Genomic DNA, 23,027 nt, shown 5'->3' on the forward strand with positions numbered 1-23,027 from the left:
TTCACAGTACCGCCCGGGCTGGCGCCGGGCTCAGCGCCGGTGACCAGTCAGCCTCTGGCCGGATACCCTTGAAGCATGACCTCTGCAAACTCCCAGTCCATGAAGCCGGCCACCGTTGCCAAGAAGCTTGGTATCTACCTGCCCGCAACACCCCAGGAGTTCCAGGATTCGGTCATCACCCGCGCCGATTTCGCCGAGCTCCAGGCAAACCCGCCGGAGTGGCTCGCCGAGCTGCGCCGCAACGGCCCGCACCCCCGCCCGGTGGTCGCGCAAAAGCTCAATGTCTCCATCAGCGGCCTGGCCCGCGGCGGCGTTGAGGAAGCGCTGACGACGGCGGAAATCACCGCGCTGCTGCAAGCTCCCCCGGCGTGGCTGGTCGCCGAACGTTCCACCCACGCCGCCGTCCGCGCCGAGGCCCAGCGGGTCAAGGACGAGGCTGCGAAGAAGGACGCCAAGAAGGCTCGCGCCGCGGCCGAGTAGCAGCGGCTTCCGCCCAGGGCACGCCCGGGGTCCCGGCGAGGGCCGGTCCTGCCTCAGTCCTGGTGGAGCTGGACGAAGTTCCCGCACCCGTCGTCGAACACCGCCGTGGTGCCGCCCGGACCGTCGGAGGGCTCGGCCTGGAATATCACGCCCTTGGCCGAGAGCCGCTTGTACTCCGCCCGGACGTCGGTCACACCCAGGACAATCGCGGGCATCCCGGCGTCGTGGAGTGCATTCATGTAGGTGGACCCGATCGGGTTGTCGCTGGGTTCCAGCAGGAGCCCGACTGATCCGCCGCCGGACCCTGCCGGGTCCTTCACGATGTACAGGTTATGCTCCGGCATGGCCAGGAGGCTCTCGAAACCCAGGATTCCAGTGTAGAACTCGTAAGCCGCAGCGGGGTCCTTGACGTGGATGCTGCACATTTTCAGTCGCATGGGCCTTAGGCTACGCCGGGACGGACCCGGTGTGAACCGGACGCACCGCGCCGGGCTCCCGCACAGTGCTCGGACCATTGACGGCCCGCCTTCAATGGATTCCAATGGAATCAGCGGAACCGCGCCCGCCCGGGCCGGATCCCTGGAGGTGTTGTAATGCCGTCCCTGTTCGAACCCGCCCCCTTTGCGCTGTGGCAATTGTTTGCCTTGGCGGTCGTCGTCGTGTGCGCGTCGGGAGCCTCCGTTTATCTCATCCGCAAGCATGTGGCCGCCGACGGCGACGGCCTGCCGGACGCCGTGTTCTGGGACCTCTTCGCCGGCCTGGCCATTGTGGCGCCGGCCGTGATCCTCCCCGCCCTCGCCGCACCGTGGGCCGGCCTGCTGCTGGGTGTCCTCGCCGTTGCCGCCGCAACTGCCTCCTACTTCTGGACTCCCCGGGTCCTCAGCCGGCGCGAGGACCGGCGGGTTTCCCGGCACATCGCGGCCAGCAATGAGGCGGCCGCGCCCCGGCACCGCAGCGCCGTGGCCCGATGGCAGCGCTACGAACTAGATCCCGCGCACAGCATCGACTATCCCGCCATGAGTGATCCGCGGCAGCCGGAGACGGCGGCCCTGATCCGGGCGATGAAGGCCGCGGAGCGGCTCCGCGGCGGGACGGACGCCGGTTATGCCCCGGCGGTTGCGCGGCTGGAGGAGGCCCTCGCCGACGCCGAACGGGCCGCCGGGGTCGGGCAAGACACCCCGACCCGACCCGCCGGACATCCCACCGCGGATCCGGCGCGCGGCTGAGCGCACGAACCGCAACAGCTGAACCCCCTGCCGCACTCCACGTCCCGCAATCCTCGGTCATCCCCGGAAGGAAGCACCATGGCAGACATCACCATCATCGGCAGCGGCAACATGGCACGGGCGATCGGGACGCGCGCCGTGGCCGCGGGACGTTCGCTCCAGATCCTCAGCCGGTCCCCGGAACACGCGGCCAAACTCGCGGCCGAGCTGGGTGGTGACGCCGCATCCGGAGGACTGGGCGATATCCCGGAGGGTGACATCGTGGTGCTGGCCCTCTACTTCGGACCGGCCAAGGAAGTGGCGACGCACTACGGCGACACCCTGAGCGGCAAGACCGTGGTGGAGATCAGCAACCCGGACAATGCGGACACCTTCGATTCCCTCACCGTGGAACCTGGGTCCTCGGCCGCCGAGGAAATCGCCGCCCTGCTGCCCGGGGCAGAAGTCGTCAAGGCCTTCAACACGACGTTCGCCGGCCCGCTGACGGACGGATCAAAGGGCGGGATGCCACTGGATGTCTTCATCGCCTCGGACTCCGAGGAGGCGGCCAACAAGGTCGCATCGTTCGCGGCGGCCGCAGGACTGCGGCCCCTGCGGGTGGGCGGGCTACGGCATGCCCGGGAGCTGGAAGGATTCCAGCTCCTCGTGATGGCACTGCAGGCCAACCCCGCCTACGAGGCGTTCAACTGGGCCAGCGGGCTCAAGATCATCGACTAGTCCGACGCCGGTACCCCCGCGGCGGGTGCCTAGACCCGCCGCGGTGCAGGACGGGCCTAGAGTTCGACCGTGCCGCTTTCCCCCACGCTCATCCGGCTGTGCGTGACCTTGGACTTGACCCACTGCAGCACCGTCGCGGCGGTTCCGCCGGGGCTGGTCCAGTACTCGGCGGAGTCGGAATCGACGTGCAGCATGACCACCTCCGGGGTGTCCGGGCCGTCCGGGAACCAGGCCTCGACCATCTGGTTCCAGAGCTCGTGGATCTTCTGGCGGTCGGTAACGACTTCCGCCGTCCCGGCGACCGACACCCATTCCGTGCCTTTGCCGAAGGAGACGTTGACGCGCGCGTGCGCCCGGACATGGGCCACCTGGGAGGTGGTGGCGGAGGTGAAGAACCACATATCGCCGTCGTCCTTCACGTCTTGGACGGCCAGCGGCCGGCTGACGAGGGCGCCTTCTTCGTTGACGGTGGTGAACATCCCGATCCGTGAATCGTTGATGATGTCCGTAACTTTGCTGATGTTTTCTGCGTCCGACATGCTGTCACCTCGTTCTGGTTCCGAACGGGGGAAGATCCCCCTCCCGCCAGCCTATTGGTAAGTGTGCTTACTTTCCAGTGGGCTGCCGGAAGGAGGATCTTTCTGGCGTGTTGCGGCGGCGGCCTAGTACCCGGTGGGCAGGACCTTGCCCTTGAAGAACTCCGGGCGGATCTTGGCCATGACCAGCATGAGCACTACACCCAGCAGAATCACACCCATGCCCAGGATGAACACAAGGCCAATGCCGCCGACAGATGATCCGGAACCGTACGCCGGGTCCATGGAGTCATAGGCGGTCTTGACGAACATCACCAGCAGGATGACCCCGCCCAGGAGCGGGGAGAGGAACTTGAAGAAGAATGCCCGTGCCCCGCTGAAGGCCTCGCTCCGGAAGAACCAGACACAGGCCAGGGCGGTGATGCCGTAGTAGAAGCAGATCATCATGCCCAGCGCGGTGATGGTGTCCCACAAGGCGTTCTCGGAGGTGGTCCGGGTGATCACGTAGAACCCCGCCGCGGCAATGGCCGCCGCGATCGTGGCGTAGCTCGGGGACTTGAAGGTAGGGCTGATCCGGCCGAACTTGGTCGGCAGCGCCTTGTAGTGGCCCATGGCCAGCAGCGTCCGGGCTGGTGAGACGAACGTCGACTGCAGGGACGCGGCCGAGCTGCTCAGAATGGACAGAGACATCAGGATGGCGAACGGGCCCATGACCGGTCCGGCGAGGACGGCGAAGATGCTGCCCTGGTTTTCCGGGTTTCCGGCTCCCAGGCCCTCCTGCCCGATGCCGGCGAACGCCAGCGTGGCCAGAGCGACGGTCATGTAGATGATCACGATGACGAGCACGGTGACGGTGGCTGCGCGGCCCGGGGTTTTCTCCGGGTTCCGGGTTTCCTCGTTCATGGTCAGGGTGACGTCCCAGCCCCAGTAGATGAAGATCGAGAGGGAGACGCCGGCGGCGAAGGCCGAGAAGGATTCGACGGCGAACGGGTTGAACCAGTCGGGGGTGATCGCGGTGGCATCGAAGGCGGTGCCGTTGGCGACGTGGCTGAAAGCGGCGACCGCGAACCAGCCGAGCACGAAGAGCTGGAACGCGACCAGCACGTACTGCACACCCTTGGTAGTTTCCATGCCGCGGTAGGAGATCCAGCAGGCCAGCGCGATGAACACCAGCGTGGTGGCGATATTCAGCGGCAGGTTCAGGGTCAGGTCCGCCAGCTCGGGGTTGCCGAACAGCTGGGCCAGCATGAGGTAGAAGAAGTCCACCGCCACGGCGGCAAGGTTGGACAACACAATGATCGTCGCGGCGATCAGTCCCCAGCCGCCCATCCAGCCGATCCACGGGCCGAAGGCGCGCGAAGCCCAGGTAAAGGAGGTTCCGGCGTCGGGCATGGCGTTGTTCAGTTCCCGGTAGCCGAACGCGACGAGCAGCATCGGAATGAAGCCCACCAGGAAGATGGCCGGCAGCTGGACGCCGACTTCGGCGACCGTGGGGCCCAGGGCCGCGGTCAGAGTGTAGGCAGGGGCAATACAGGACACCCCGATGACGACGGCGCCGATCAGGCCGACCGATCCGGCTTTGAGGCCCTTGGCGCTCAGTCCTGCGTGGGTGTCGTGCGAGGCCTTGGCCGTCACGTGTTCGGTGCTCATTGGGGTGCCTCTCCGGACGTGTCATTCGATGTTGACGGATTCTGGTGCTTGAGTTCGTAGCCGCTGGGGACCACGAGCATCGGCACCGGCAGGGCGCGCAGGATCCGGTTGGCCGTGCTGCCGAGGAAGATGGACCGGCCCTGGGCCAGGCGGCTCGAACCGATGACCAGGACCTCGCCGTCCTCCCAGTCGAGGCCGTCCACGGCCTCTTCGATGCTCCGGCCCTGTGCGACGACGACGTCCGTCTTGGCTGCCAGCTGGACGCCCGACGGGCTGACCGGCGCCGCGGCCGCGACGGTCTTCTCCGCGTACTCGCGGGCGGCATCGGCCGCGCCCGGGTCCCCGCCGTCGAGGGCAAGCAGCGACACCACCCGCAACTGGACCGCCCGGTTCGCCGCCATGCCGATGGCGAAATCGAGCAGCTTCTCCGCTCCCGCCCGGGTGCCGAGTCCGCAACTGATGCGGGTCAGGGCCTCCTGGCGGTAGTAGCCGTGCGGTGCCAGGGCCACCGGAACGGTGGACGCGTGAAGGAGTGCACTGGCCACCGAACCGATGGTGAACCGCTTGAACAGGCCGGTGCTGCTTGCCCCGATGACCAGGACGTCCGCCCCTAGTTCCTCGGCCGCCTCGATCAGCGCCTGGGCGTCCGAGTCGCCGCTGCGGATGTGCGCCTGCGCCGGAACGTCCGCGGGGACGAGGGCCAGGGCCTCATCGAGCCATTGGCGCGCCTGCTCGTTCAGGAGGTTCTCGAAGCCTGCCTTGGGCGCATGGGCGGCGCCGAACTGCTGGACTTCGGGCACCACCAGGACGAGGTCCAAGCTGGCACCGCGGCCGCGTGCCAGCGCTGCGGCCAGATTAACGGCATCGTGGCCCCTGGCATTGGCTGAATACCCCACTACGTAACGCATCTGGCCGGTCCTTTCTGAACTGTTGGGCGTGGGTGGGAGCGTCGGGCTAATTGGAGGCCACGGGGGTTCGGTCTGCCGCTGCGACAAGCCGGGCCGCAGTCTGGCGTCCCATCCGGACCGCGCCGTCGACGTGCTGGTAGCCCTCGGCAGCGAGGTCCGAGGAGGACCAGTAGATCGGGCCGACCGGGGCGTGCTGGTCCTTTCCGTAGCGGTGCAGTCCGCCGAGGTCGTAGCTGGAGGCATAGGCGCCGCGGGTCCACTCCTCGGAGCCCCAGTCCGACTCGTAGTAGACCTCCGGCTCGAGGGCCTTGTCACCCAGGAATCCGGCCATCGATTCGAGGATGGCGCGGCGGCGTTCCTCGGCGCTGAGCTCGAACATTGCATCGGCTTTCTCATCCGAGACAAAACCGACCAGGGTGCCGCGGGTGTCTTCGTGGTTGGTGTTGTCGTAGACCTCCTGGACCAGGGCGCCGGCGCCGAAGCAGGTTCCGGAGAGGCCGTCCTCGCGCCAGAACGGCGTGCTGTAGACAGCGTGCACCTTGATGACCAGGCCGAGTGACTGGTGCTGGTGCATCTGGTGCTGGCGGCGCGGCAGCGGCGGGTTGAAGGAGACCCTGGAGTAGAGGTTCGGCGGCACGGCCATGATGACGAAGCGCGCGTTCACGGTGGCGCGTTCCGAAACAGCGGTCACGCGCTGACCGGCGGTGTTTTCTTCAGTTCCTCCTGCGGAGGACGCCGCCCAGTTAATGGTGCGCACCGGACTGTCCAGCACGACGTCGTCACCCAGTTGGGCGGCGAGCAGCTCGGAAAGCTGCTGCATGCCGCCGACGACGCGCTTGTCCAGGATGAAGTCCTCATCGGTGAGGTGGCTGAAGGAACCGGCGGAGGCAGCCATCAGCACGGCCTGCAGCGCGGAGAACGCATGGGCCGGCTTGGTGAGCATGCCGCCGGCAATGAAGAGCCCGATGTTGTTGCAGGCTTCCTCATCCGAGGAGTTCTGCCGCAGCCAGTGGTGGAAGGAGACGGTATCCAGCTCCCGGGCCTTGGGGTGCGCCCACGGTTCGGTGGCGCCGATGTCGGCGGCGAGGGAATCCAGCAGGGCGGTGAGTTTGTCCATTTCGGCGGCGGTGGTTTCGCTGACCGGGAAGGTATCGCCCGAGTACAGGGTGCGTGTGCCGTCGGAGCCGATATAGACAGATTTGCCGTCGCGGTAACGGGAATAGGTCTGCAGGCCGAGCTCGTCGAGGAGCGCCAGCAGTTCGGTCTGGTCCGGGGAGACCCACTGGCCGCCGATTTCCAGCATGGCGCCGTCAATCGTGTCGGTCCAGGTGCGGCCGCCGACACGGTCGCGCGCCTCCAGGACGGCCACACTGAGGCCGGCCCTCTTCAGTTCCCGGGCGGCGGTCAGCCCGGCGGGGCCAGCTCCGACGATGACGACGTCGCGGTCAAGTTCCAGCATGATGTCCTCTCTGTGGCCGCTGAAGTGATGCGGACCACTAAATGAATGCCATTCATTTAGGATTGACTATAGACCCTTCACGGGCATCAGGGAAGACCTCCCGCACAAGAAATTTCGCTGGCAAACTGGCCGTAAAGTTGGGGACACAATGGGAGCACCCAGGAGACCGACCGCAGAAAGGCCAGCAATGCCGGCATCAACCAGCGCCCCTGCAGATCCACACCGCCACGACGCCAAACCGCGCCGCCGGGTGGGCAGGCCCGCTGCCGCCGTCCTCGACCAGGACGGCATCACCGCGGCGGCCCTGCAGCTTATCGGGAAGAGCGGCTACGACGGGTTCACCATGGCTGCCCTGGCGCGCACGCTGAATGTGGCGCCGTCGGCCCTGTACAACCATGTTTCGTCCAAGCGCGATGTCCTGGTCCTGGTCCAGGACCACCTGACGTCGTTCGTTGACGTGACCGCCTTCGAGACCGAACCGTGGGACCAGGCCGTGCGCCGTTGGGCCTGGAGCTACCGCGACGTGTTCTCCAAGCACACGCCGCTCATCCCGGTGATCGCCGTGCTCCCGGTGACCGACGCCCCCAAGACGCTGGCCATGTACGAGGCCGTCAGCGCGGGATTCAGCCGCGCGGATTTCCCCCGGGGGCGGATCGTTTCCGCAATCGTGGCTATGGAGTCCTTCATCTTCGGCTCCGCCTATGACGTCACCGCGCCGGCGGACATCTTTGACTCCGGCAGCATGGCGGACTCGACGCCGAACTTCACCGCGGCAGTCAAGCACCAGGACCTGGAAGGCTACGAGAAGCCCGCCGACGTCGCCTTCAACCTGGGCCTGGAGGCGATGATCGCGCGCTTCGGGGCGCTCCGCGGCTGACCGCCGACGAGGACGTGCCTCGCACGTTGCACCGGCGCACCGGCGCGCCCGGCCAGTCATGCCGACGTCGACGGTGCCTGCCCGGATCTCCTCAGCATGGCGTCCTCCAGCAGGGCGACAACCGTGTACAGGATGATCGACACGAGCGTGATCACCACCACCAGCGCCCACACCTCGTTGTTCCTGGCGCGGGAGACGGCTGAGATGATCGCATAGCCCACACCTTTACCCGTGGCCAGCCATTCGGCCAGCAAGGCCCCCGTCACCGCTCCCGGGATGGAGACCTTGACTGCGGTAAAGAAGGACGGGAGGGATGACGGCAAGGCAACCTTCAGCAGCGCCGTCCACCGGGAGCCGCCGTAGACATCGACGACCTCCAGCATGGCGGGCGACGCCGAGCGGAGTCCGAAGACAATCGTCACCAGGGCAGGAAACAGCACCACGATCCCCCCGATGGCGGCCACGGCCGGTTCCTGCCGCCCGAAAATGAGGATGATGATTGGCGCCAACGCGACCAGTGGCACGGAGCGCAGCAGCATGGCGATCGGCATCAGTGCACTCTCCACGCCGCGGAAGAGGACAAAGACGGCCGCGATCACCACGGCCCCGGTTATCCCGGCGGCGAAGCCGAGAAAGGCGTCGATCATGGTTTGGCCGAGGTTCTGCAGGACAGCCTGCCGGTTCCCGCCGGATGCCGGGACGGTGAAGAGGAAGTTGAAGACATCCAGGGGGCCTTTGCCCACGTACGGCGAGATGTTGAAGAACTTCAGCAGCGCCACCCACAGCAGCAGCACGACGGCCAGGGACACCAGCAGCCCCACTGCCGCACGGCCGAGGCCTTTAAGGACGGCGGGACCGTGGTTTCGCGACGTCATCGGGAGGCCCCCGGTCGGCCGGCGGACCACGGAGTGACGAACCGTGAGATCACGGAAAAGACTCCATATCCGGCGCCGGCCAGCAGTCCGGCGACCAGGGCGACCCCCCAGGCCCGGGCAATTTCGAGGTTCTGTTGCGCGTTGACCAGCGCCGGGCCGATCCCGCGGTCCACTCCTCCCACGTATTCGCCCAGGACTGCCCCCAGCACGGCCGCGGGAACGGCGATCTTGAGCGCGGTGAGGATCCCCGGCAGCGCCGAAATGAGCTGCACTTTGACCAGCTGCTTGAACCTGCCGCCGCCGTAGACGGCAACGAGGTCCAGGCTCGCCTGGTCCGCACTTTTCAGCGCGGACAGGGCGCCCACCACGGTGGTGAAGAAAACGGAGATGCCGGCAAGGAGCACGGCTGTTCCCGACGCCTGGCCGCGCGCGGGCGATCCGATCACAATGAAGGCCAGCGGTCCGATGGCCACGATCGGCAGGCAGTAGCTGATGACGGCCAGCTGGGTGACAAGCCGCTCCAGGGCCGGCAACACGAGCACGCTGCCGGCCAGCAGGAGCGCTGCAATATTGCCCCAGAAATAGCCGGCGGACGCCTCCACGACCGTGACCGCAAGGTTGGGCCAATAGAAACCAACGCCGTCGCCGGCCAGTTGGCTAACAACCTCGCCCGGTGTGGGCACGGCGCCGCCCGTTCCGTCGCCTGCGGCCCCCACCCCTGAAAGTACGGTGGCCGCGGCCAGCCACCAGAGCGCAACGGTGGCCGCCACCCCGATTCCCGCCGCCGCCCACGGCGGAAACGGCCGGGAAACGGGCGCTGTCTTCGTGTCAGTCGTCGTCACGGGACCCTCCCTCCCCTCGGTGCGCGCCGACGTCGCCGAACAGCAGCTCAGAAGCCCGGTCGCACAGGGCGTGGAACTCTGGCGTCCGCATCATCTCCGGTGTCCTTGGCCTGGGAAGGTCAACAGTGATGATTTCCTTGATCCGGCCGGGCCGTGCACTCATTACGGCGACGACGTCGGAGAGGAACATTGCCTCCGCGATTCCATGGGTGACCATAAGCGTGGTGGCCGGCTTCTCCGTCCAGATGCGCAGCAGTTCAAGATTGAGGCGCTGACGCGTCATGTCATCCAAGGCGCCGAACGGTTCGTCCAGCAGGAGCACCGACGGCTTGAGTGCCAGCGCCCGGGCGATGGAGACCCGCTGCCGCATACCGCCGGAAAGCTGCGCCGGCTTGGCCTTTTCAAACCCCCTCAGGCCGATCAGCCCCACCAGCTCGTCCACCATGGCATGGTCAACGGGCAGACCGGCCACTTCGAAGGGCAGGCGGATGTTGGAGACCACGCTTCGCCATGGCAGGAGGGCCGGATCCTGGAAGGCGATACCCAGTTCATGCCGGGTGCGCAGCTCAGCCGGGGTGTGGCCGTCCACCGTGACCTGGCCGGTCGTGGGGGTTTCCAGGCCGGCGAGGATCCTCAGGATGGTGGACTTGCCGCATCCTGAGGGCCCCAGCAGGGACAGGAACGTTCCCTGCGATGTACTCAGGTTGGCGTCTTCCAGGGCCACGACGCTCTGGCGGCCCATGCGGAAACTCTTGCCCAGCCGGCTGAGCGATATGCCGGTACCGGAGAGCATGCCGTGGGAGACGGCAGCCGTGCTCACGTCAGTCATTCGTCCTACTTACATTCGTCAAACTTACTTCCGGGCATGGCTACTTCAGGGTCGGGTTCTCGGCGTAGACCTCGTCGAGGAGGCTCAGGTCGAAGATCTGCTCCGCCGTGGTGTCGTAGCCGGCCAGCTTGAGTATTTCGATGTTCTTCTCCATCAGCTCCTGGGAGATGGAGAAAAGTCCGTTGCTGTCCGTATCCGGAGTCTCGATGAGCTTGCTGTTCTGCGCCTCCGCCTGGGCCTTTTCCTTGTCCAGGGTGAGGCCGAGCTCCTTGCCATAAACCTCCACGGCGAGCCTGGCCGATTCCGCCGGGTCCGCCAGCGCGTCCTTCCAGCCCTTGATAGTTGCCGCCAGGAACGCTTTCAGCTCTGTCCGCTTGTTCTTGATGGAATCCTCGGTCGCGACGAAACTTTCGGCGACGAAGGGCAGGCCGTTGTCCGCGAACGGCAGCACCGCGGTCCTGTGCCCGCCCAGCTCGAGGGTCAGGACCTCGTTGGTGAGATAGGCAAAAAACCCTTCGACGTCGCCATTCAGCAGCGGCTGCGGGTCGTACTGCACCGGCAGCTTCGTGACCTGGGACGGATCAATACTGTTGACCTCCAGGAGGGCATCGAAGAGAGTCTCGTTGACGCCGGCCTGCACCCCGATCTTCTTGCCGATCAGGTCACCGGGGGCGGTGATCGGATTTTCCGCGAGCGACACGATGGTGAACGGGTTCTTTTGGTACGTGGAGCCGATGATCTTTAACGGCGCACCCTCATTGAGCACCACCGGGGCTACTCCCACCGGCGACGAGGTGCCAACCAGGGCCTTGCCGGAAAGGACCATGGTCTCCGCCGAAGCGCCGCCCGGGCCGCCCGCAATCAGGTTGACCGCCGTAAAGCCCGCATCTTTGTAATAGCCCTTGCTGTCGGCAAAATATTCACCGGCGAACTCAGCGTTCTTCAACCAGGACAACTGGACCTCCAGTGTCCCGAGATCCCCCGCCGCACCACTGGCCGTCGACGTCGCAGCGCTGGTCCCGCCGCCGCAGCCGGTAAGGGCCACGAGTGCGACGGAGGACATCCCCGCCAGCAGCATGCGGCGCGTCGGGCGCATTTCCGAACCAAAAGCCGTCATTCTACTTCTCCAAATCGGGAGCCGGTGCATTAGAACGACCCCCGCGGGGTCGTCTGGCACTGACCTTAGGGAACGGTTGTTTCAGGAATCTGCGCCTTGCCGTTTCCGTAAAGTTAACTCTCGGTTAGATCGGCGCCGCGGCGCTGGGCGGTCTTGGTTGCGGGCTGAACCAGACGCGTCAGTTCCGCGGGTTAAACGAAAGAAACCCCGGTCCGAAGACCGGGGTTTCTTTCATTTGCGTGCGCGAGGGGGGATTTGAACCCCCACGCCCTTTCGGACACTGGCACCTGAAGCCAGCGCGTCTGCCGTTCCGCCACTCGCGCGCAACTTCTTCCACATAGTTCTTGGCCCAAAATCAGGCCGTGAACCTCGTAAAAGCAGCGAGATCAAGCATAACGGACAACAGCGGGAAAACACCAATCGGCTCCCGGCGAGGGATGGTGCAGGACGTTCTGCGCCCGAAATCCGGGGTCCGGCGCGGTGAGCCCCGGGGCTCACCGCGCCGCCAGGAACCCGTCCCCGCCGGGCGGATCGGGCCGATGTCAGTGCACGTCAGAGCCGGTCCGAAGCAATTTCCCGGCGCGGAGTGGCGACGCGCATTAAGGCCATTCCCAGACTCGCCCAGTAGTATCTGATGTAGGAGTGCCCGTTAACAGCGGGCTCCCGCAGATGTGGGCAACCGAGTTCCGGAACGAACGCTGCCCTGCAGCCGTCACGAAAGGAGAAGGACCATGGGATTGCTGGACAAAGTCGAGCGCGGCATCGAAAAGGCCGTCCGCGGAGTCTTCTCCACCGGTTCTCGCGCCCAGGTTGAGCCTGTCGAGATCGCCAGCCACCTCCGCCGCGAGGTTGACAACAAGGCCATCACCATCGCCGCCGGGCGGACCCTCGCCCCCAACGTCTTCGACGTCCTCCTCAGTGACGATGACTTCCAGCGGGCCCAGGAATGGGGAACCCCGCTCGCCGAAGAACTGTGCGACGTCGTCATCAACCACGTGCGCAGCCAGGGCTACACCCTGCCGGGTCCCGTCCGGATCAGTTTCCGCCGGGACGGGGACCGCCGAGCCGGCGACTTCGAAATCAAGTCCCGGACCGAGAAGTCCTCCTCCTCCCCCTCCACGCAGCCTCCCGCGCACGCCGGAATGCCTGCCGCGCCGACGCGCCAGCCTTCCCGGATGCAGCCTGTGCTGGACATTGACGGGCAGCGCTACTCCTTGAATGCGCCGTCGATCGTGCTGGGACGCTCCTCCGAAGCAGACATCCTTATTGACGACACCGGCGTTTCCCGCCGCCATCTGGAAATCCGTACGGGGCAGGGCAACGCCCAGGCCGTCGACCTGGGATCCACGAACGGCAGCTACGTCAACGGCCACAAGATCGTGGGTTCCTCGGAACTCAACGACGGCTCCACGATCACAATGGGACGGACCAAAATCATCTTCCGACTCTTGCCCGCCAGCCCAGGCGGCCGCCAGTGAGCGAACTGACCATCACCGCCCTGCGTTTCGGTTTCCTCCTGCTCCTGTGGGTACTGATCTTCAGCATTGTTGCCGCCATGAGGCGCGACCTCATGATCGGCCGCAAGGCTGCAGCGGGCGCCCCCACGGCGAGGCAGGTCCGCAAGAATCCGGCTCTGGCCGAACCGGCGGCCCCAGTCAAGCAGCAGCCACGCCAGCTGGTCGTGACCGAAGGGCCACTCAAGGGCACCACGATCCCCCTTGCGGCGAGCCCCATCCTGCTGGGCCGCGCGCAGGAAGCCACCCTCGTGCTGGAGGATGACTATGCCTCGGGCCGCCACGCCCGCCTGTTCCCGCAAGGCAGCCGCTGGTTCATCGAGGATCTTGGCTCGACCAACGGCACCTACCTGGCCGACCAGCAGCTGACCAGGGCACTGCCCGTAGAGCTGGGTGTCCCCGTGAGAATCGGCAAGACGGTCATTGAATTGAGGCCGTAGCCGTGGCTGCCCCGGACCACCCCGCAGACAGGGCCGAAGGCGAAACAACTGCCTCCAAGCGGCCACTCATCATGCGCTACGCCGCGCGTTCCGACGTCGGCCGCGTGCGCGCGAAGAACGACGACTCCGCCTACGTCGGCCGCCACCTCGCCGTCGTTGCCGACGGCATGGGAGGACACGCAGGCGGCGACGTCGCCTCTGCCGCCACGGTGCTGGACATGATCCACCTCGACAGCGACGACTACGACGGCGACGCCGGCACCGTCCTGGCGGACGAGATCCAGACCGCCAACTCGCTGCTCTCCGAACTCGTCCACATGAATCCCAAACTTGCTGGCATGGGCACCACTGTCACCGCCCTCCTGCTGGCCGAAGGCAAGCTGCACTTCGCCCATATTGGCGACTCCCGCGCGTACCGGCTGCGGAACGGCGAATTCGAGCAGGTCAGCGTGGACCACACATTCGTCCAGCGCCTCATCGACGAAGGCCGGCTCCGCCCCGACGAAGCCGAGTCCCATCCGCACAAGAACGTCCTGATGCGCGTCCTTGGCGACGTCGACGCCAGCCCTGAACTTGACCTGGACACGCTTGACGTCGAGCCGGGTGAGCGCTGGCTGCTCTGTTCCGACGGCCTGAACTACGTGGCCGGCCACGTCGTGGAGCGCACGGTCCGGGAGACCAAGGACCTGCGTGAATGCGTCGAACTGCTGGTCGATCTCACCCTGGACGCCGGCGCTCCGGACAACGTCACCGTGGTGATGCTGGAAATCGCCGAACAGACCACCGACGACGTCCGGACGGCCGCCGTCGAAATCGTCCCGCTGGCTGGCGCGGCAGCAACGGCCCCCAACCCGTCCGTGGCCACGGCGTCCCCTTCGGACACCGGTTCACCGGGCGACAGGCCGGCTGGCGGTGCCCCCGAAAAGGGCGAACCGCCCACCTCCACCGATCCGCACCTGGGCGAGCACTTGTCCGCCGAGGTGCTCCGCGAGGAACTTGCCGGGCGCCCCCACGAACTCGTGGGCGCTGCCGCGGCCGCCGCGGAGTCCGGTTCCATTCCGACCATCGCGGGGCGCACCATGGCCCGCCGGGCTGCGACGGTCCTGACCCACAAGTCGGAGCAGGCGAGGGAGGAAGCCGACGAGTACCGGCAGGCCGGCCGGCCCCGCCGCTGGGTGACGGTCTCCATCGCCGCGGCCATCGTGGCACTACTCACGGTGGGTCTGTGGCTCGGCTACGCCTGGACCCAGACGAGGTACTACATCGGCGAGCACGACCAGCACGTGGCCATCTACAACGGGGTCTCTCAGCGCCTGGGGCCCATCCAGCTCTCCACCCTCGAAGCGGTGACCGAAATCCGGATGTCAGATCTGCCCGAATTTTCCCAGCAGCGGGTGCGCCAGACCGTGCCGGCCCGGGACCTCTATGACGCCCAGCGAATCGTCAAGAACCTTGAGCGAACCGGCACCACCGCACCCGCGGACGAATGCATCACCCCGTCCCCAACCCCAGCCACCCCCGGTGCGACGGCGGATCCCAGCGCCACAGCGGATCCGGGCGCCACCGCGGATCCGGGCGCGACGGCGAGTCCCGGCGCTGCCGGAACTGCGGCACCCTCGCCGACGGCGACGGCCCCTATCTGTGAGGGGGACCAATGACACCCATCGATCCCACGCCCAGGCCGCGGCGGAACGTTGAACTTGTCCTGCTGGTGCTGGCCCTCGCCGTCGGCATCGGGGCCAACGCCCTGGTCGGGGTGGACCAGCAGAAGGCGTTCGACACCGATTTCTGGTTCCAGTCGAGCCTGCTCGCCGTCGCCGCCCTTGCTTTCCACATCGTCCTCCGGATTCGGGCGAAATATGCCGATCCGGTAATTCTTCCGCTGGTGGTCGCACTGAACGGCCTCGGCCTCGCGATGATCCACCGGCTGGACCGGGTCGGGGAGGACACGGGGAACAACCAGTTGCGCTGGACCCTGGTGGCCATGGCCGTTTCGATCGCCGTCATTTGGTTCCTCAAGGACCACCGGATCCTGCGCCGTTTCACCTATATTTCCCTGGCCGTCAGTGCGTTTCTGCTGATCCTTCCGCTCGTCCCCGGCATCACGGCCGGTGAAATCCTGGGCGCGCGGGTCTGGATCAAGGTCGGCTCGATGACCTTCCAGCCTGGCGAAATTGCCAAGATCACCCTCGCCATATTCTTTGCCGGGTATCTTTCCTCGAACCGCGATCTCATCCTGCTGGCCGGCCGGAAAGTCGGCCCCATCCAGTTCCCGCGGTTCAAGGACATGGGCCCCATGATTGCCGCGTGGCTTGTGAGCATCGGCGTATTGATCTTCCAGCGGGACCTGGGCTCGTCGATCCTGTTCTTCGGCCTATTCCTGGTGATGATCTACGTCGCCACGAGCCGCATCAGCTGGGTCATCATCGGTGTCGGGCTCATCGCCGCCGGCGGGTTCGTCGCCTCCCGTGTCTTCTCCCACGTCGCGCTGCGGATTGACGGCTGGATCAACGCTTTCACCGACGAAGTCTACGGACGGGCGTTCGGCGGAAGCCTGCAGATCGTCGAGGGACTGTTCGGCATGGCCAACGGCGGCCTGGTGGGCACCGGTCTCGGCCAGGGACGCCCCAATCTGGTTCCTTTCGCCAACAGCGACATGATCATTGCCTCCTTCGGCGAGGAACTGGGGTTGATTGGCCTCTTCGCGATCGTCCTGATGTACCTGCTGCTCTTCACCCGCGGTTTCCGGGCGGCACTCGGCACCCGGGATGCGTTCGGGAAACTGTTGGCCACCGGGCTCTCCTTCGCCATCGCGCTGCAGTGCTTTGTCGTGATCGGTGGCGTCACCCGTCTCATTCCTCTCACCGGCCTCACCACCCCGTTCCTGGCCGCGGGCGGCTCCTCATTGCTGGCCAACTGGATCATCGTGGGACTGTTGCTGATGATCTCGCACACGGCCCGCGGCCCGGTGGACACAACACCGCTGGCTCCCGGTGAGGAACCCGACCCACAGAAAGTAATGCCGGCTATGCCTTCGAAGCCGGCCGCCGTTCCCGGCACCGGACGGAACAGTCCGGACGCCCCCACGGAGGTGGTGAAGCTGTGAACCAAGCCATTCGTAATGCCTGGATCGCCGCGATCGCGATGTTCGTCCTGATCTTCGGTGCCCTCAGCTACGTGCAGGTGGTCGGCGCGGACGAGCTGGAGGCCAATGCGTGGAACAAGCGCACCCTCCTGCAGAATTACTGCAACGACCGCGGCGCGATCATTGTCGGCGGTGCCCCCGTGGCGGAGTCTGTGCCTGCCGCGGAGAGCTGCAAGTTCCAGCGCACCTACAACCAGCCGGAACCATACGCCGGGATCACCGGCTATTTCTCCAGGAGCTTCGGCGTGACCGGGCTCGAGAAGACGATGAACGAAGAGCTCGCGGGCAGCTCGGACCAGCAGTTCCTGGACCGGGTCGGCCAGCTGTTCCTGGGCAACCAGCCCAAGGGCGCCTCGGTTGAGCTCACCCTGGATCCCGAGATCCAGAAGCTCGCCTTCGACCTCATTCCGGATGGCCAGCGCGGATCGATCGTGGTGACCAACCCGAAGACCGGCGCGATCCTGGCCATGGTGTCCAAGCCCTCCTACGACCCCAACCTGATCGCCACCCAGGATCCCGTGGCCGAGGCCGCCAACTTCGCCGAGCTCAACAAGGTGCCCGGGATCAACCTGAACCAGAACGTCAGCGGCCCGACCGGGGAATTGCTGGCACCGGGCTCGGTCTTCAAGATCATCGACACAGCCGCGGCCCTCAGCTCAGGAAAGTACAACAAGGACAGCGTCCTGCCCAACCCGGCGGAGATGTCCTTCCCCGGCATCCAGTACACGCTGCCCAACTATGCCGGCGGCAACTGCTACACCCGCGACACGGCGACGTTCGCCTTCGCCCTGCAGCAGTCCTGCAACACCCCCTTCGCCAGTATTGCCCTGGATCTGGGGCAGGCGGCCATCGCGGACCAGGCGGAGAAGTTCGGCTTCGGCAAGGACTTCGGCGACCAGCTGAAGCTGGACTCCGCCCCGAGTTTCTTCCCGACCGAAGTGCTGGACGACGCGAGCCTGGCACAGTCGTCGATCGGCCAGCGGGACGTTCGGGCCACTCCGCTCCAGATCAACCAGATGACGGCCGCAATCGCCAACGGCGGGGTCCAGATGCAGCCGAACCTGATCAAGGCCGTCCGCTCCCCGGACCTGCGGCCGATCAGCGAGCCGAAACCTCAGGCCCTGCTGACCTCCACCACACCGGAGATTGCCCGGCAGATCAACGAATGGATGGTCAGCGTAGTCAGCGAGGGCATCGGCCGCGGGGCGGCAGTGCCCGGCGTGAGGGTGGCCGGCAAGACCGGTACCGCCGAACTCGGCGACGGCCTGAACAACTCATGGTTTACCGGGTTTGCCCCGGCGAATGACCCGCAGGTGGCAGTCACTATCGTCATGGAAGGCGTAGACATCACCACCGGCGCAAAGCTAACCAGTCCGAACGCGAAGAAGATTTTTGAGGCGGTGTTGAATAAGTGAGGCCTTCATCAGGAATCACCCTCGGCGGCAGGTTCCAGCTGACCACGCGTATTGCGATCGGCGGCATGGGAGAAGTCTGGAAAGCCAAAGACCTGATCCTTGGCCGCATCGTCGCCATCAAGGTGCTCAAGGAGGAGTACACCGGCGACCCCGGCTTCCTCCAGCGGTTCCGCGCCGAGGCCCGCCACACGGCGCTCCTGAACCACGTGGGCATCGCCAACGTTTTTGACTACGGCGAGGAAGAGGGCTCCGCCTACCTCGTCATGGAGCTGGTCCCGGGCCAGCCGCTGAGCAGCATCATCGAACATGAACAGGTGCTCTCCCCGGACCGCACCCTGTCCATGATCGCGCAGACCGCCCGCGCCCTCTCCGTGGCCCACGCCCAGGGCCTGGTCCACCGCGACATCAAGCCGGGCAACCTGCTGATCACCCCGGACGGGCGCGTCAAGGTCACGGACTTCGGCATCGCCCGCCTGGCCGACCAGGTCCCCCTCACCCAGACCGGCCAGGTGATGGGCACCGCCCAGTACCTCGCACCCGAGCAGGCAACCGGCCAGCTGGCCACCGGCGCCTCGGATATCTACGCCCTCGGCGTGATCGGATACGAGTGCCTTACCGGGCATCGTCCGTTCTCCGGGGAATCCCAGATCGCGATCGCGCTGGCCCAGGTCAACGACGCTCCGCCGCCGCTGCCGGAAACCCTGCCGAAGCCGGTCCGAGCCCTGCTGATGTCCATGCTGGCCAAGGACCCCAAGAACCGCCCGGCCGACGCCCTCAAGCTGTCCGAGGCCGCCGAGGCCATCCGCAACGGCGACATCGCGGCGGCACACGCCGCCGTCCCGGGCATGCTGCTCTTCGAGGCAGCAACCGGGCCGATCACGGCACCGGTGGACATGCCCACGGCAGCAACCGGTGTCATCGGCGCTGCGGACCGTCCGACCTCGGCCACCTCGGCGTTGCCGGTGGTCGGCGCCGCCGGTGCGGGCGCCGCGGCAGGGACCGCTGCCGGAGCCGCCGCCAGCTCGTACGGAGCACGCAACACGCTGTCGCGTGCCGACGCCCTCGCCGCGGAACGCAATTGGGTCCAGGAGGACGACGACTACGACGAACCGGTCAATGAGCCGGAACGCCGCGGCCGCAGCCCCTGGACCTGGCCGCTGATTGCCCTGATCCTGCTCGTGCTGTTCGCACTGGTGGGCGTCATGCTGACCCAGGCCGGAATCCTGTTCCCGCAGACTCCTGCGAGTAGCAGCAGTGCCACCACGACCAGCGCGTCACCGACCACCACCAGCGCCTCGCCCACGTCCACGAGCCCCAGCCCCACCAGCAGCTCCGCCACCCCCACGCAGTCGACACCGGCTGCAATCAACCTGATTCCGGAAAGCTACCTGGGCCGGCAATACAACGAAGTTCGCAACGAACTGATTGGCCTGGGCCTTGGTGTCACCGGAGTGGAAGTCTTCGACGCCTCCGCCCCCGGGACGGTACTGGAAATAGACCCGGCCGGGCGGGTCCAGCCTGACACGACCATCACCGTGTCCTACTCCAAGGGACCGGAAGCCCCCGAAACCGTGACGGTCCCGACCCTGCAATCCGGGGCGAGCGAAGCCACCGTCCAGCAGGCCATCCTGAATGCGGGCCTGCGGTGGGCCAAGGGTGTCGATGTCAATCCGACGAACAAAGACGAGGACCCCGGGACTTTCGTCCGCTCCGAGCCCGCCTCCGGCGCCAAGGTTCCCGCCGGTTCGCTCGTGACCTACCACCTGGCCAAGGCCGCGGCCGTGGAATCAACCCCCAGCCCAACGGGAACGTAGCCCACCATGCCCACTTCACCCCGCACCCCATCGCACCGGGAGGACCGCGGCCCCGTGAACACGCAGCGCGTCCTCAGCGGACGCTATGAGCTGGGTGAGCTGATCGGCCGCGGCGGCATGGCCGACGTCTTCCGCGGCCTCGACACCCGGCTGGGACGCACCGTGGCAGTTAAGCTGCTCCGTCCGGACCTGGCCCGGGACCCCCAGTTCCAGGCCAGGTTCAAACGCGAAGCGCAGGCCGTCGCCGCGCTGAACCATCCCTCGATCGTGGCCATCTACGACACCGGGGACCACGCCGTCCCCGGCGACCACGAGGACACCGTCCGGGTGCCGTACATCGTGATGGAGTTTGTCTCCGGCAAGACGATCCGGGACCTGATCCGGGCCAAGGAAGTCAGCATCGACCAAGCGATCGACTTCACCCTTGGGGTGCTCGCGGCGCTGGATTACAGCCACAAGGCCGGTATTGTTCACCGCGACATCAAACCCGCCAATGTGATGTTCTGCCCGGACTCCAACAGCGTCAAGGTGATGGACTTCGGGATTGCCCGCGCCATGGCGGACTCGGCAGCGACCATGACCCAAACCCAGGCCGTGGTGGGCACTGCCCAGTATCTGTCACCGGAACAGGCCCGCGGTGAGACCGTCGATGCCCGCAGTGACCTCTACTCCGCCGGCTGCCTGCTGTACGAGATGCTGGCGGGCCGGCCGCCCTTCATCGGGGACAGCCCCGTCTCGGTGGCCTACCAGCATGTGCGAGAGATCCCCGAACTGGCCAGCAGCCTGAATCCTGACGTCTCCGAAGCACTGGACAGCGTGCTGATGAAGGCGCTGCAGAAGAACCGCGCGGACCGCTTCCAGGATGCCGCAGCGTTCCGCCGTGCCCTCCGGGCTGCGCGGAGCGGAGTCGGCGTCACCGCGCCGGCCGCGAGTGAAGCTCCCACCGACCCCAATAACACGGTCCCGACCCCGGACGGCACCCCGACTGCGGCCTTCTCCGTGACCGGCGCGAAATTCCTCGATGAGACCCCCACCGGCCGGCTCCGGCCCGTGCTGGAGACCCCGGCTGACGATGAGAACGCCCTGATGGCCCACGGTGTCGTCTACGGCGCCGCTGATACCGGAAGCCTGCCGCTGGTCCTGCCGCCCGAACGCGAGCACACTCCGCGTCAGAAGTCCCGGCGTCGGACGTGGATCACCGCCCTGATGCTCGTCACCGTCCTGGTGCTGGCAGGAGGCGGCCTGTGGCTATACAACATGATGAACCAGCCGCCGCCCCCGATCGCTAAAGTGCTGGTGCCGTCGGTGACATCACTGACCGAGACCGAGGCCCTCCAGAAGCTCTACAATGTAGGGCTGAAACCCCAGCTCAGCCGGATGCAGCACGAAACCGTTGCCAAGGGCATCGCGATCGGTACCGTCCCGGCCACGGGGAGCTCGCTGGACCCGAATTCCGACATTACGCTCAACATCTCTGAGGGCCCCAGCGTCATCACCATCCCCGCCGACCTGCCGGGACGCACGGAGGCTGCCGCGCGCGATATGTTGCGCCAGAACGGTCTCGCCGGAGCGCCGGGTACCACCATGGCCAACAGTCCCACGGTCCCGGCCGGCATCGTGATCACTACCAACCCGGCGCCGGGCCAGAACGTACCCACCGGCAGCATCGTCGAAATTATCGTTTCCACCGGCAAGGTGGTGGTTCCCCAGCTCGTCGGGCTTCCTCAAGCCGAGGCTGAAGCCGCCCTGAAGGCGCTGGGCTTGGGCATGACCGCCACGGAAGTCGAAAACTCCCAGGTCGAACCGGGTAAGGTCACCGGACAGTCCGACCCTGCGGAGGCGCTGGTGGAACAGGGCAAGACGGTGACCGTCACCGTGGCCAAGGCTCCGCCCCCGCCACCAAGCCCCACACCCACACCCACGCCGACCCCGACCCCGACGTCCACCAAGGGCGACAAGGGCGACTGAGCGTTCCGGGGCGGGCTTAGTGCTTGATAAGCGGGCTTAGCGAGGCGGCACGCTGGGCAGCGCCGGCCATACCGAGCGACTCCAGCCAGTTCCCGAGCATCTGGTAGCCGCCTTCGGTGAGCACGGACTCAGGGTGGAACTGCACTCCGCAAAGGGGGGCACTGCGGTGCTGGAGCCCCATAACCACTCCGCTTCCCGTCTCCGCGGTGATCTCCAGGATCTCCGGGATGCTCTCACGCACGGCGGCGAGGGAGTGGTAGCGGGTCGCGGTGAAAGGCGAAGGCAGCCCGGCGAACACGCTGGTGCCGTGATGCTCCACGAGGGACGTTTTGCCGTGCATCAGCTCGGGCGCGTGCGTGACGGTTCCCCCGTAGGCCTCGGCCAGGGCCTGGTGTCCCAGGCAGACCCCAAGCATGGGTTTGTTGTGGCTGCCGCACCACTTGATCAGCTCGATGCAGACGCCGGCGCCCGCGGGGTTCCCGGGGCCAGGGGAGATGAGGACGCCGTCGCGTGCCTCCGCCAGGTCGATTGCCTCGGCCAGGGTGACATCGTCGTTGCGGACCACCGTGGTCTCGGCGCCGAGTTCCTGGAGGTATCCCACCAGGGTGTACACAAAGCTGTCGTAGTTGTCGACGACGAGAATCTTGGTTGTGCTCATGGGTGCCTTGCTGAACCAATCGTTGAAACAGAGAACAGGGTGAATCGTGCCATTCCGGACATTCGCGGCGGACATCCCCGTGGTGTGAACTACGGCTAGAATTGGCTCCGAATAAGAACTTCAACGTGACCAAGAGCGCTGACCGCCGGGGTATTCCTTCTTGCAGGATATCAAGCCAGGGTCCCGCTCCTGGTCCAGCCGCCTAGGAGGACCCGTGCCCGAGTCAAAGCGCCGCAAACGGACTGCCCACGAAACGCCGCAGACTTCCGCCGCGCAGGCCAATAAGCCCAACCCGGTCTGGTTCAAGCCGGTGATGTTCGGCCTGATGATCATTGGTCTGCTGTGGATCATCACCTTCTACATCAGCGAAGGCACACTTCCCGTCGCCGCTTGGGGATCCGGCAATATCATCGCCGGCTTCGGCATTGCCATCATTGGCTTCCTGATGACCACCCGCTGGCGTTCCTGAACGCCGCAGCACGTTACGAAGACCGGTACACCCTGTGTGCCGGTCTTTCGCGTTAACGCCGTGTCCTCCGAGGGGAAGATAATGCTGG

General features: G+C 66.2%; 22 protein-coding genes and 1 tRNA gene. 12 read left to right on the forward strand and 11 right to left on the reverse strand.

The annotated features are described in order from the left end of the window. Positions 1-75: 75 nt before the first annotated feature. Entirely contained in the window at positions 76-480 is a 405-nt protein-coding gene (locus AC50YC_RS07005) for a DUF5997 family protein (protein ID WP_441404776.1), read from the forward strand. A gap of 53 nt (positions 481-533) precedes the next feature. On the opposite strand, the gene AC50YC_RS07010 is transcribed toward AC50YC_RS07005, so the two are convergent. Continuing rightward, a complete protein-coding gene (locus tag AC50YC_RS07010; protein ID WP_494952840.1) occupies positions 534-917 on the reverse strand; it encodes a VOC family protein in 384 nt (127 codons plus the stop codon). A gap of 156 nt (positions 918-1,073) precedes the next feature. Here AC50YC_RS07010 and AC50YC_RS07015 point away from each other — a divergent pair, with 156 nt between their 5' ends. Beyond that, positions 1,074-1,706: a hypothetical protein gene (locus AC50YC_RS07015; RefSeq protein WP_494952841.1), complete on the forward strand. Its 633-nt coding sequence runs from the start codon at positions 1,074-1,076 to the stop codon at positions 1,704-1,706. Between the two features lie 78 nt (positions 1,707-1,784). After that, positions 1,785-2,423: an NADPH-dependent F420 reductase gene (locus tag AC50YC_RS07020; protein ID WP_494952842.1), complete on the forward strand. Its 639-nt coding sequence runs from the start codon at positions 1,785-1,787 to the stop codon at positions 2,421-2,423. 56 nt (positions 2,424-2,479) lie between these two features. On the opposite strand, the gene AC50YC_RS07025 is transcribed toward AC50YC_RS07020, so the two are convergent. From AC50YC_RS07025 to AC50YC_RS07040, 4 genes are all read right to left on the reverse strand, one after another. After that, positions 2,480-2,962 carry a pyridoxamine 5'-phosphate oxidase family protein gene (locus AC50YC_RS07025; RefSeq protein ID WP_494952843.1) on the reverse strand — a complete coding sequence of 161 codons (483 nt, stop codon included), beginning with the start codon at positions 2,960-2,962 and terminating at the stop codon, positions 2,480-2,482. Positions 2,963-3,085: 123 nt separating this feature from the next. Continuing rightward, the gene (locus AC50YC_RS07030) at positions 3,086-4,609 is read right to left on the reverse strand and encodes an APC family permease (RefSeq protein ID WP_494952844.1); all 1,524 of its coding nucleotides are present in this window, start codon (positions 4,607-4,609) and stop codon (positions 3,086-3,088) included. Continuing rightward, the gene (locus AC50YC_RS07035) at positions 4,606-5,517 is read right to left on the reverse strand and encodes a universal stress protein (protein ID WP_494952845.1); all 912 of its coding nucleotides are present in this window, start codon (positions 5,515-5,517) and stop codon (positions 4,606-4,608) included. The genes AC50YC_RS07030 and AC50YC_RS07035 overlap by 4 nt, the downstream gene beginning before the upstream one ends. Positions 5,518-5,563: 46 nt before the next feature. After that, positions 5,564-6,976, reverse strand: a complete 1,413-nt coding sequence (locus tag AC50YC_RS07040) for a flavin monoamine oxidase family protein (RefSeq protein ID WP_494952846.1) — start codon at positions 6,974-6,976, stop codon at positions 5,564-5,566. Between the two features lie 187 nt (positions 6,977-7,163). Here AC50YC_RS07040 and AC50YC_RS07045 point away from each other — a divergent pair, with 187 nt between their 5' ends. Next, positions 7,164-7,853, forward strand: coding sequence for a TetR/AcrR family transcriptional regulator (locus AC50YC_RS07045; RefSeq protein ID WP_494952847.1), 690 nt, complete (start codon positions 7,164-7,166; stop codon positions 7,851-7,853). A 56-nt stretch (positions 7,854-7,909) separates the two neighbouring features. On the opposite strand, the gene AC50YC_RS07050 is transcribed toward AC50YC_RS07045, so the two are convergent. The 5 genes from AC50YC_RS07050 to AC50YC_RS07070 all read right to left on the reverse strand — a co-directional run bounded on the left by AC50YC_RS07050 (position 7,910) and on the right by AC50YC_RS07070 (position 11,839). Further along, positions 7,910-8,728, reverse strand: a complete 819-nt coding sequence (locus AC50YC_RS07050; protein ID WP_494952848.1) for an ABC transporter permease — start codon at positions 8,726-8,728, stop codon at positions 7,910-7,912. Then, positions 8,725-9,570: an ABC transporter permease gene (locus AC50YC_RS07055; protein WP_494952849.1), complete on the reverse strand. Its 846-nt coding sequence runs from the start codon at positions 9,568-9,570 to the stop codon at positions 8,725-8,727. The genes AC50YC_RS07050 and AC50YC_RS07055 overlap by 4 nt, the downstream gene beginning before the upstream one ends. Beyond that, on the reverse strand, positions 9,557-10,399 hold the full coding sequence (locus AC50YC_RS07060; RefSeq protein ID WP_494952850.1) for an ABC transporter ATP-binding protein: 843 nt from the start codon (positions 10,397-10,399) through the stop codon (positions 9,557-9,559). The genes AC50YC_RS07055 and AC50YC_RS07060 overlap by 14 nt, the downstream gene beginning before the upstream one ends. A 40-nt stretch (positions 10,400-10,439) precedes the next feature. After that, complete coding sequence (locus AC50YC_RS07065) at positions 10,440-11,516, reverse strand: ABC transporter substrate-binding protein (RefSeq protein WP_494952851.1); 1,077 nt, start codon at positions 11,514-11,516, stop codon at positions 10,440-10,442. A 240-nt stretch (positions 11,517-11,756) separates the two neighbouring features. Continuing rightward, positions 11,757-11,839 (reverse strand) — tRNA-Leu (locus AC50YC_RS07070). A gap of 408 nt (positions 11,840-12,247) precedes the next feature. Between AC50YC_RS07070 and AC50YC_RS07075 the strand changes: the two genes are divergently transcribed. Genes AC50YC_RS07075 through pknB form a run of 7 tightly spaced genes read left to right on the forward strand, consistent with a single transcriptional unit; the run spans position 12,248 to position 21,812 of the window. After that, positions 12,248-12,994 carry an FHA domain-containing protein gene (locus AC50YC_RS07075; RefSeq protein ID WP_494952852.1) on the forward strand — a complete coding sequence of 249 codons (747 nt, stop codon included), beginning with the start codon at positions 12,248-12,250 and terminating at the stop codon, positions 12,992-12,994. Next, the gene (locus AC50YC_RS07080) at positions 12,991-13,470 is read left to right on the forward strand and encodes an FHA domain-containing protein FhaB/FipA (RefSeq protein WP_024368146.1); all 480 of its coding nucleotides are present in this window, start codon (positions 12,991-12,993) and stop codon (positions 13,468-13,470) included. The genes AC50YC_RS07075 and AC50YC_RS07080 overlap by 4 nt, the downstream gene beginning before the upstream one ends. A gap of 2 nt (positions 13,471-13,472) precedes the next feature. Then, the gene (locus AC50YC_RS07085; RefSeq protein ID WP_494952853.1) at positions 13,473-15,128 is read left to right on the forward strand and encodes a PP2C family protein-serine/threonine phosphatase; all 1,656 of its coding nucleotides are present in this window, start codon (positions 13,473-13,475) and stop codon (positions 15,126-15,128) included. Further along, entirely contained in the window at positions 15,125-16,576 is a 1,452-nt protein-coding gene (locus tag AC50YC_RS07090) for an FtsW/RodA/SpoVE family cell cycle protein (protein WP_494952854.1), read from the forward strand. Before AC50YC_RS07085 ends, AC50YC_RS07090 begins: the two co-directional genes overlap by 4 nt. Then, positions 16,573-18,030, forward strand: coding sequence for a peptidoglycan D,D-transpeptidase FtsI family protein (locus tag AC50YC_RS07095; protein WP_494952855.1), 1,458 nt, complete (start codon positions 16,573-16,575; stop codon positions 18,028-18,030). The genes AC50YC_RS07090 and AC50YC_RS07095 overlap by 4 nt, the downstream gene beginning before the upstream one ends. Next, positions 18,027-19,844 carry a protein kinase domain-containing protein gene (locus AC50YC_RS07100; RefSeq protein ID WP_494952856.1) on the forward strand — a complete coding sequence of 606 codons (1,818 nt, stop codon included), beginning with the start codon at positions 18,027-18,029 and terminating at the stop codon, positions 19,842-19,844. The genes AC50YC_RS07095 and AC50YC_RS07100 overlap by 4 nt, the downstream gene beginning before the upstream one ends. A 6-nt stretch (positions 19,845-19,850) precedes the next feature. Next, positions 19,851-21,812 carry a Stk1 family PASTA domain-containing Ser/Thr kinase gene (gene pknB / locus AC50YC_RS07105; RefSeq protein WP_494952857.1) on the forward strand — a complete coding sequence of 654 codons (1,962 nt, stop codon included), beginning with the start codon at positions 19,851-19,853 and terminating at the stop codon, positions 21,810-21,812. 16 nt (positions 21,813-21,828) lie between these two features. On the opposite strand, the gene AC50YC_RS07110 is transcribed toward pknB, so the two are convergent. Next, complete coding sequence (locus tag AC50YC_RS07110; RefSeq protein ID WP_494952858.1) at positions 21,829-22,470, reverse strand: aminodeoxychorismate/anthranilate synthase component II; 642 nt, start codon at positions 22,468-22,470, stop codon at positions 21,829-21,831. Positions 22,471-22,684: 214 nt separating this feature from the next. Between AC50YC_RS07110 and AC50YC_RS07115 the strand changes: the two genes are divergently transcribed. Then, positions 22,685-22,939 (forward strand): cell division protein CrgA, encoded by a 255-nt coding sequence (locus AC50YC_RS07115; RefSeq protein ID WP_354171480.1) that lies wholly within the window; start codon positions 22,685-22,687, stop codon positions 22,937-22,939. Positions 22,940-23,027: the final 88 nt, after the last annotated feature.

The organism is Pseudarthrobacter sp. MDT1-56 (assembly GCF_059383555.1).

Excerpts from the sequence above, each read along its gene's own strand:
- AC50YC_RS07005 (WP_441404776.1), top strand. The coding sequence starts at position 76 with ATGACCTCTGCAAACTCCCAGTCCATGAAGCCGGCCACCGTTGCCAAG.
- AC50YC_RS07010 (WP_494952840.1), bottom strand. The coding sequence starts at position 917 with ATGCGACTGAAAATGTGCAGCATCCACGTCAAGGACCCCGCTGCGGCT.
- AC50YC_RS07015 (WP_494952841.1), top strand. The coding sequence starts at position 1,074 with ATGCCGTCCCTGTTCGAACCCGCCCCCTTTGCGCTGTGGCAATTGTTT.
- AC50YC_RS07020 (WP_494952842.1), top strand. The coding sequence starts at position 1,785 with ATGGCAGACATCACCATCATCGGCAGCGGCAACATGGCACGGGCGATC.
- AC50YC_RS07025 (WP_494952843.1), bottom strand. The coding sequence starts at position 2,962 with ATGTCGGACGCAGAAAACATCAGCAAAGTTACGGACATCATCAACGAT.
- AC50YC_RS07030 (WP_494952844.1), bottom strand. The coding sequence starts at position 4,609 with ATGAGCACCGAACACGTGACGGCCAAGGCCTCGCACGACACCCACGCA.
- AC50YC_RS07035 (WP_494952845.1), bottom strand. The coding sequence starts at position 5,517 with ATGCGTTACGTAGTGGGGTATTCAGCCAATGCCAGGGGCCACGATGCC.
- AC50YC_RS07040 (WP_494952846.1), bottom strand. The coding sequence starts at position 6,976 with ATGCTGGAACTTGACCGCGACGTCGTCATCGTCGGAGCTGGCCCCGCC.
- AC50YC_RS07045 (WP_494952847.1), top strand. The coding sequence starts at position 7,164 with ATGCCGGCATCAACCAGCGCCCCTGCAGATCCACACCGCCACGACGCC.
- AC50YC_RS07050 (WP_494952848.1), bottom strand. The coding sequence starts at position 8,728 with ATGACGTCGCGAAACCACGGTCCCGCCGTCCTTAAAGGCCTCGGCCGT.
- AC50YC_RS07060 (WP_494952850.1), bottom strand. The coding sequence starts at position 10,399 with ATGACTGACGTGAGCACGGCTGCCGTCTCCCACGGCATGCTCTCCGGT.
- AC50YC_RS07065 (WP_494952851.1), bottom strand. The coding sequence starts at position 11,516 with ATGACGGCTTTTGGTTCGGAAATGCGCCCGACGCGCCGCATGCTGCTG.
- AC50YC_RS07075 (WP_494952852.1), top strand. The coding sequence starts at position 12,248 with ATGGGATTGCTGGACAAAGTCGAGCGCGGCATCGAAAAGGCCGTCCGC.
- AC50YC_RS07090 (WP_494952854.1), top strand. The coding sequence starts at position 15,125 with ATGACACCCATCGATCCCACGCCCAGGCCGCGGCGGAACGTTGAACTT.
- pknB (WP_494952857.1), top strand. The coding sequence starts at position 19,851 with ATGCCCACTTCACCCCGCACCCCATCGCACCGGGAGGACCGCGGCCCC.
- AC50YC_RS07110 (WP_494952858.1), bottom strand. The coding sequence starts at position 22,470 with ATGAGCACAACCAAGATTCTCGTCGTCGACAACTACGACAGCTTTGTG.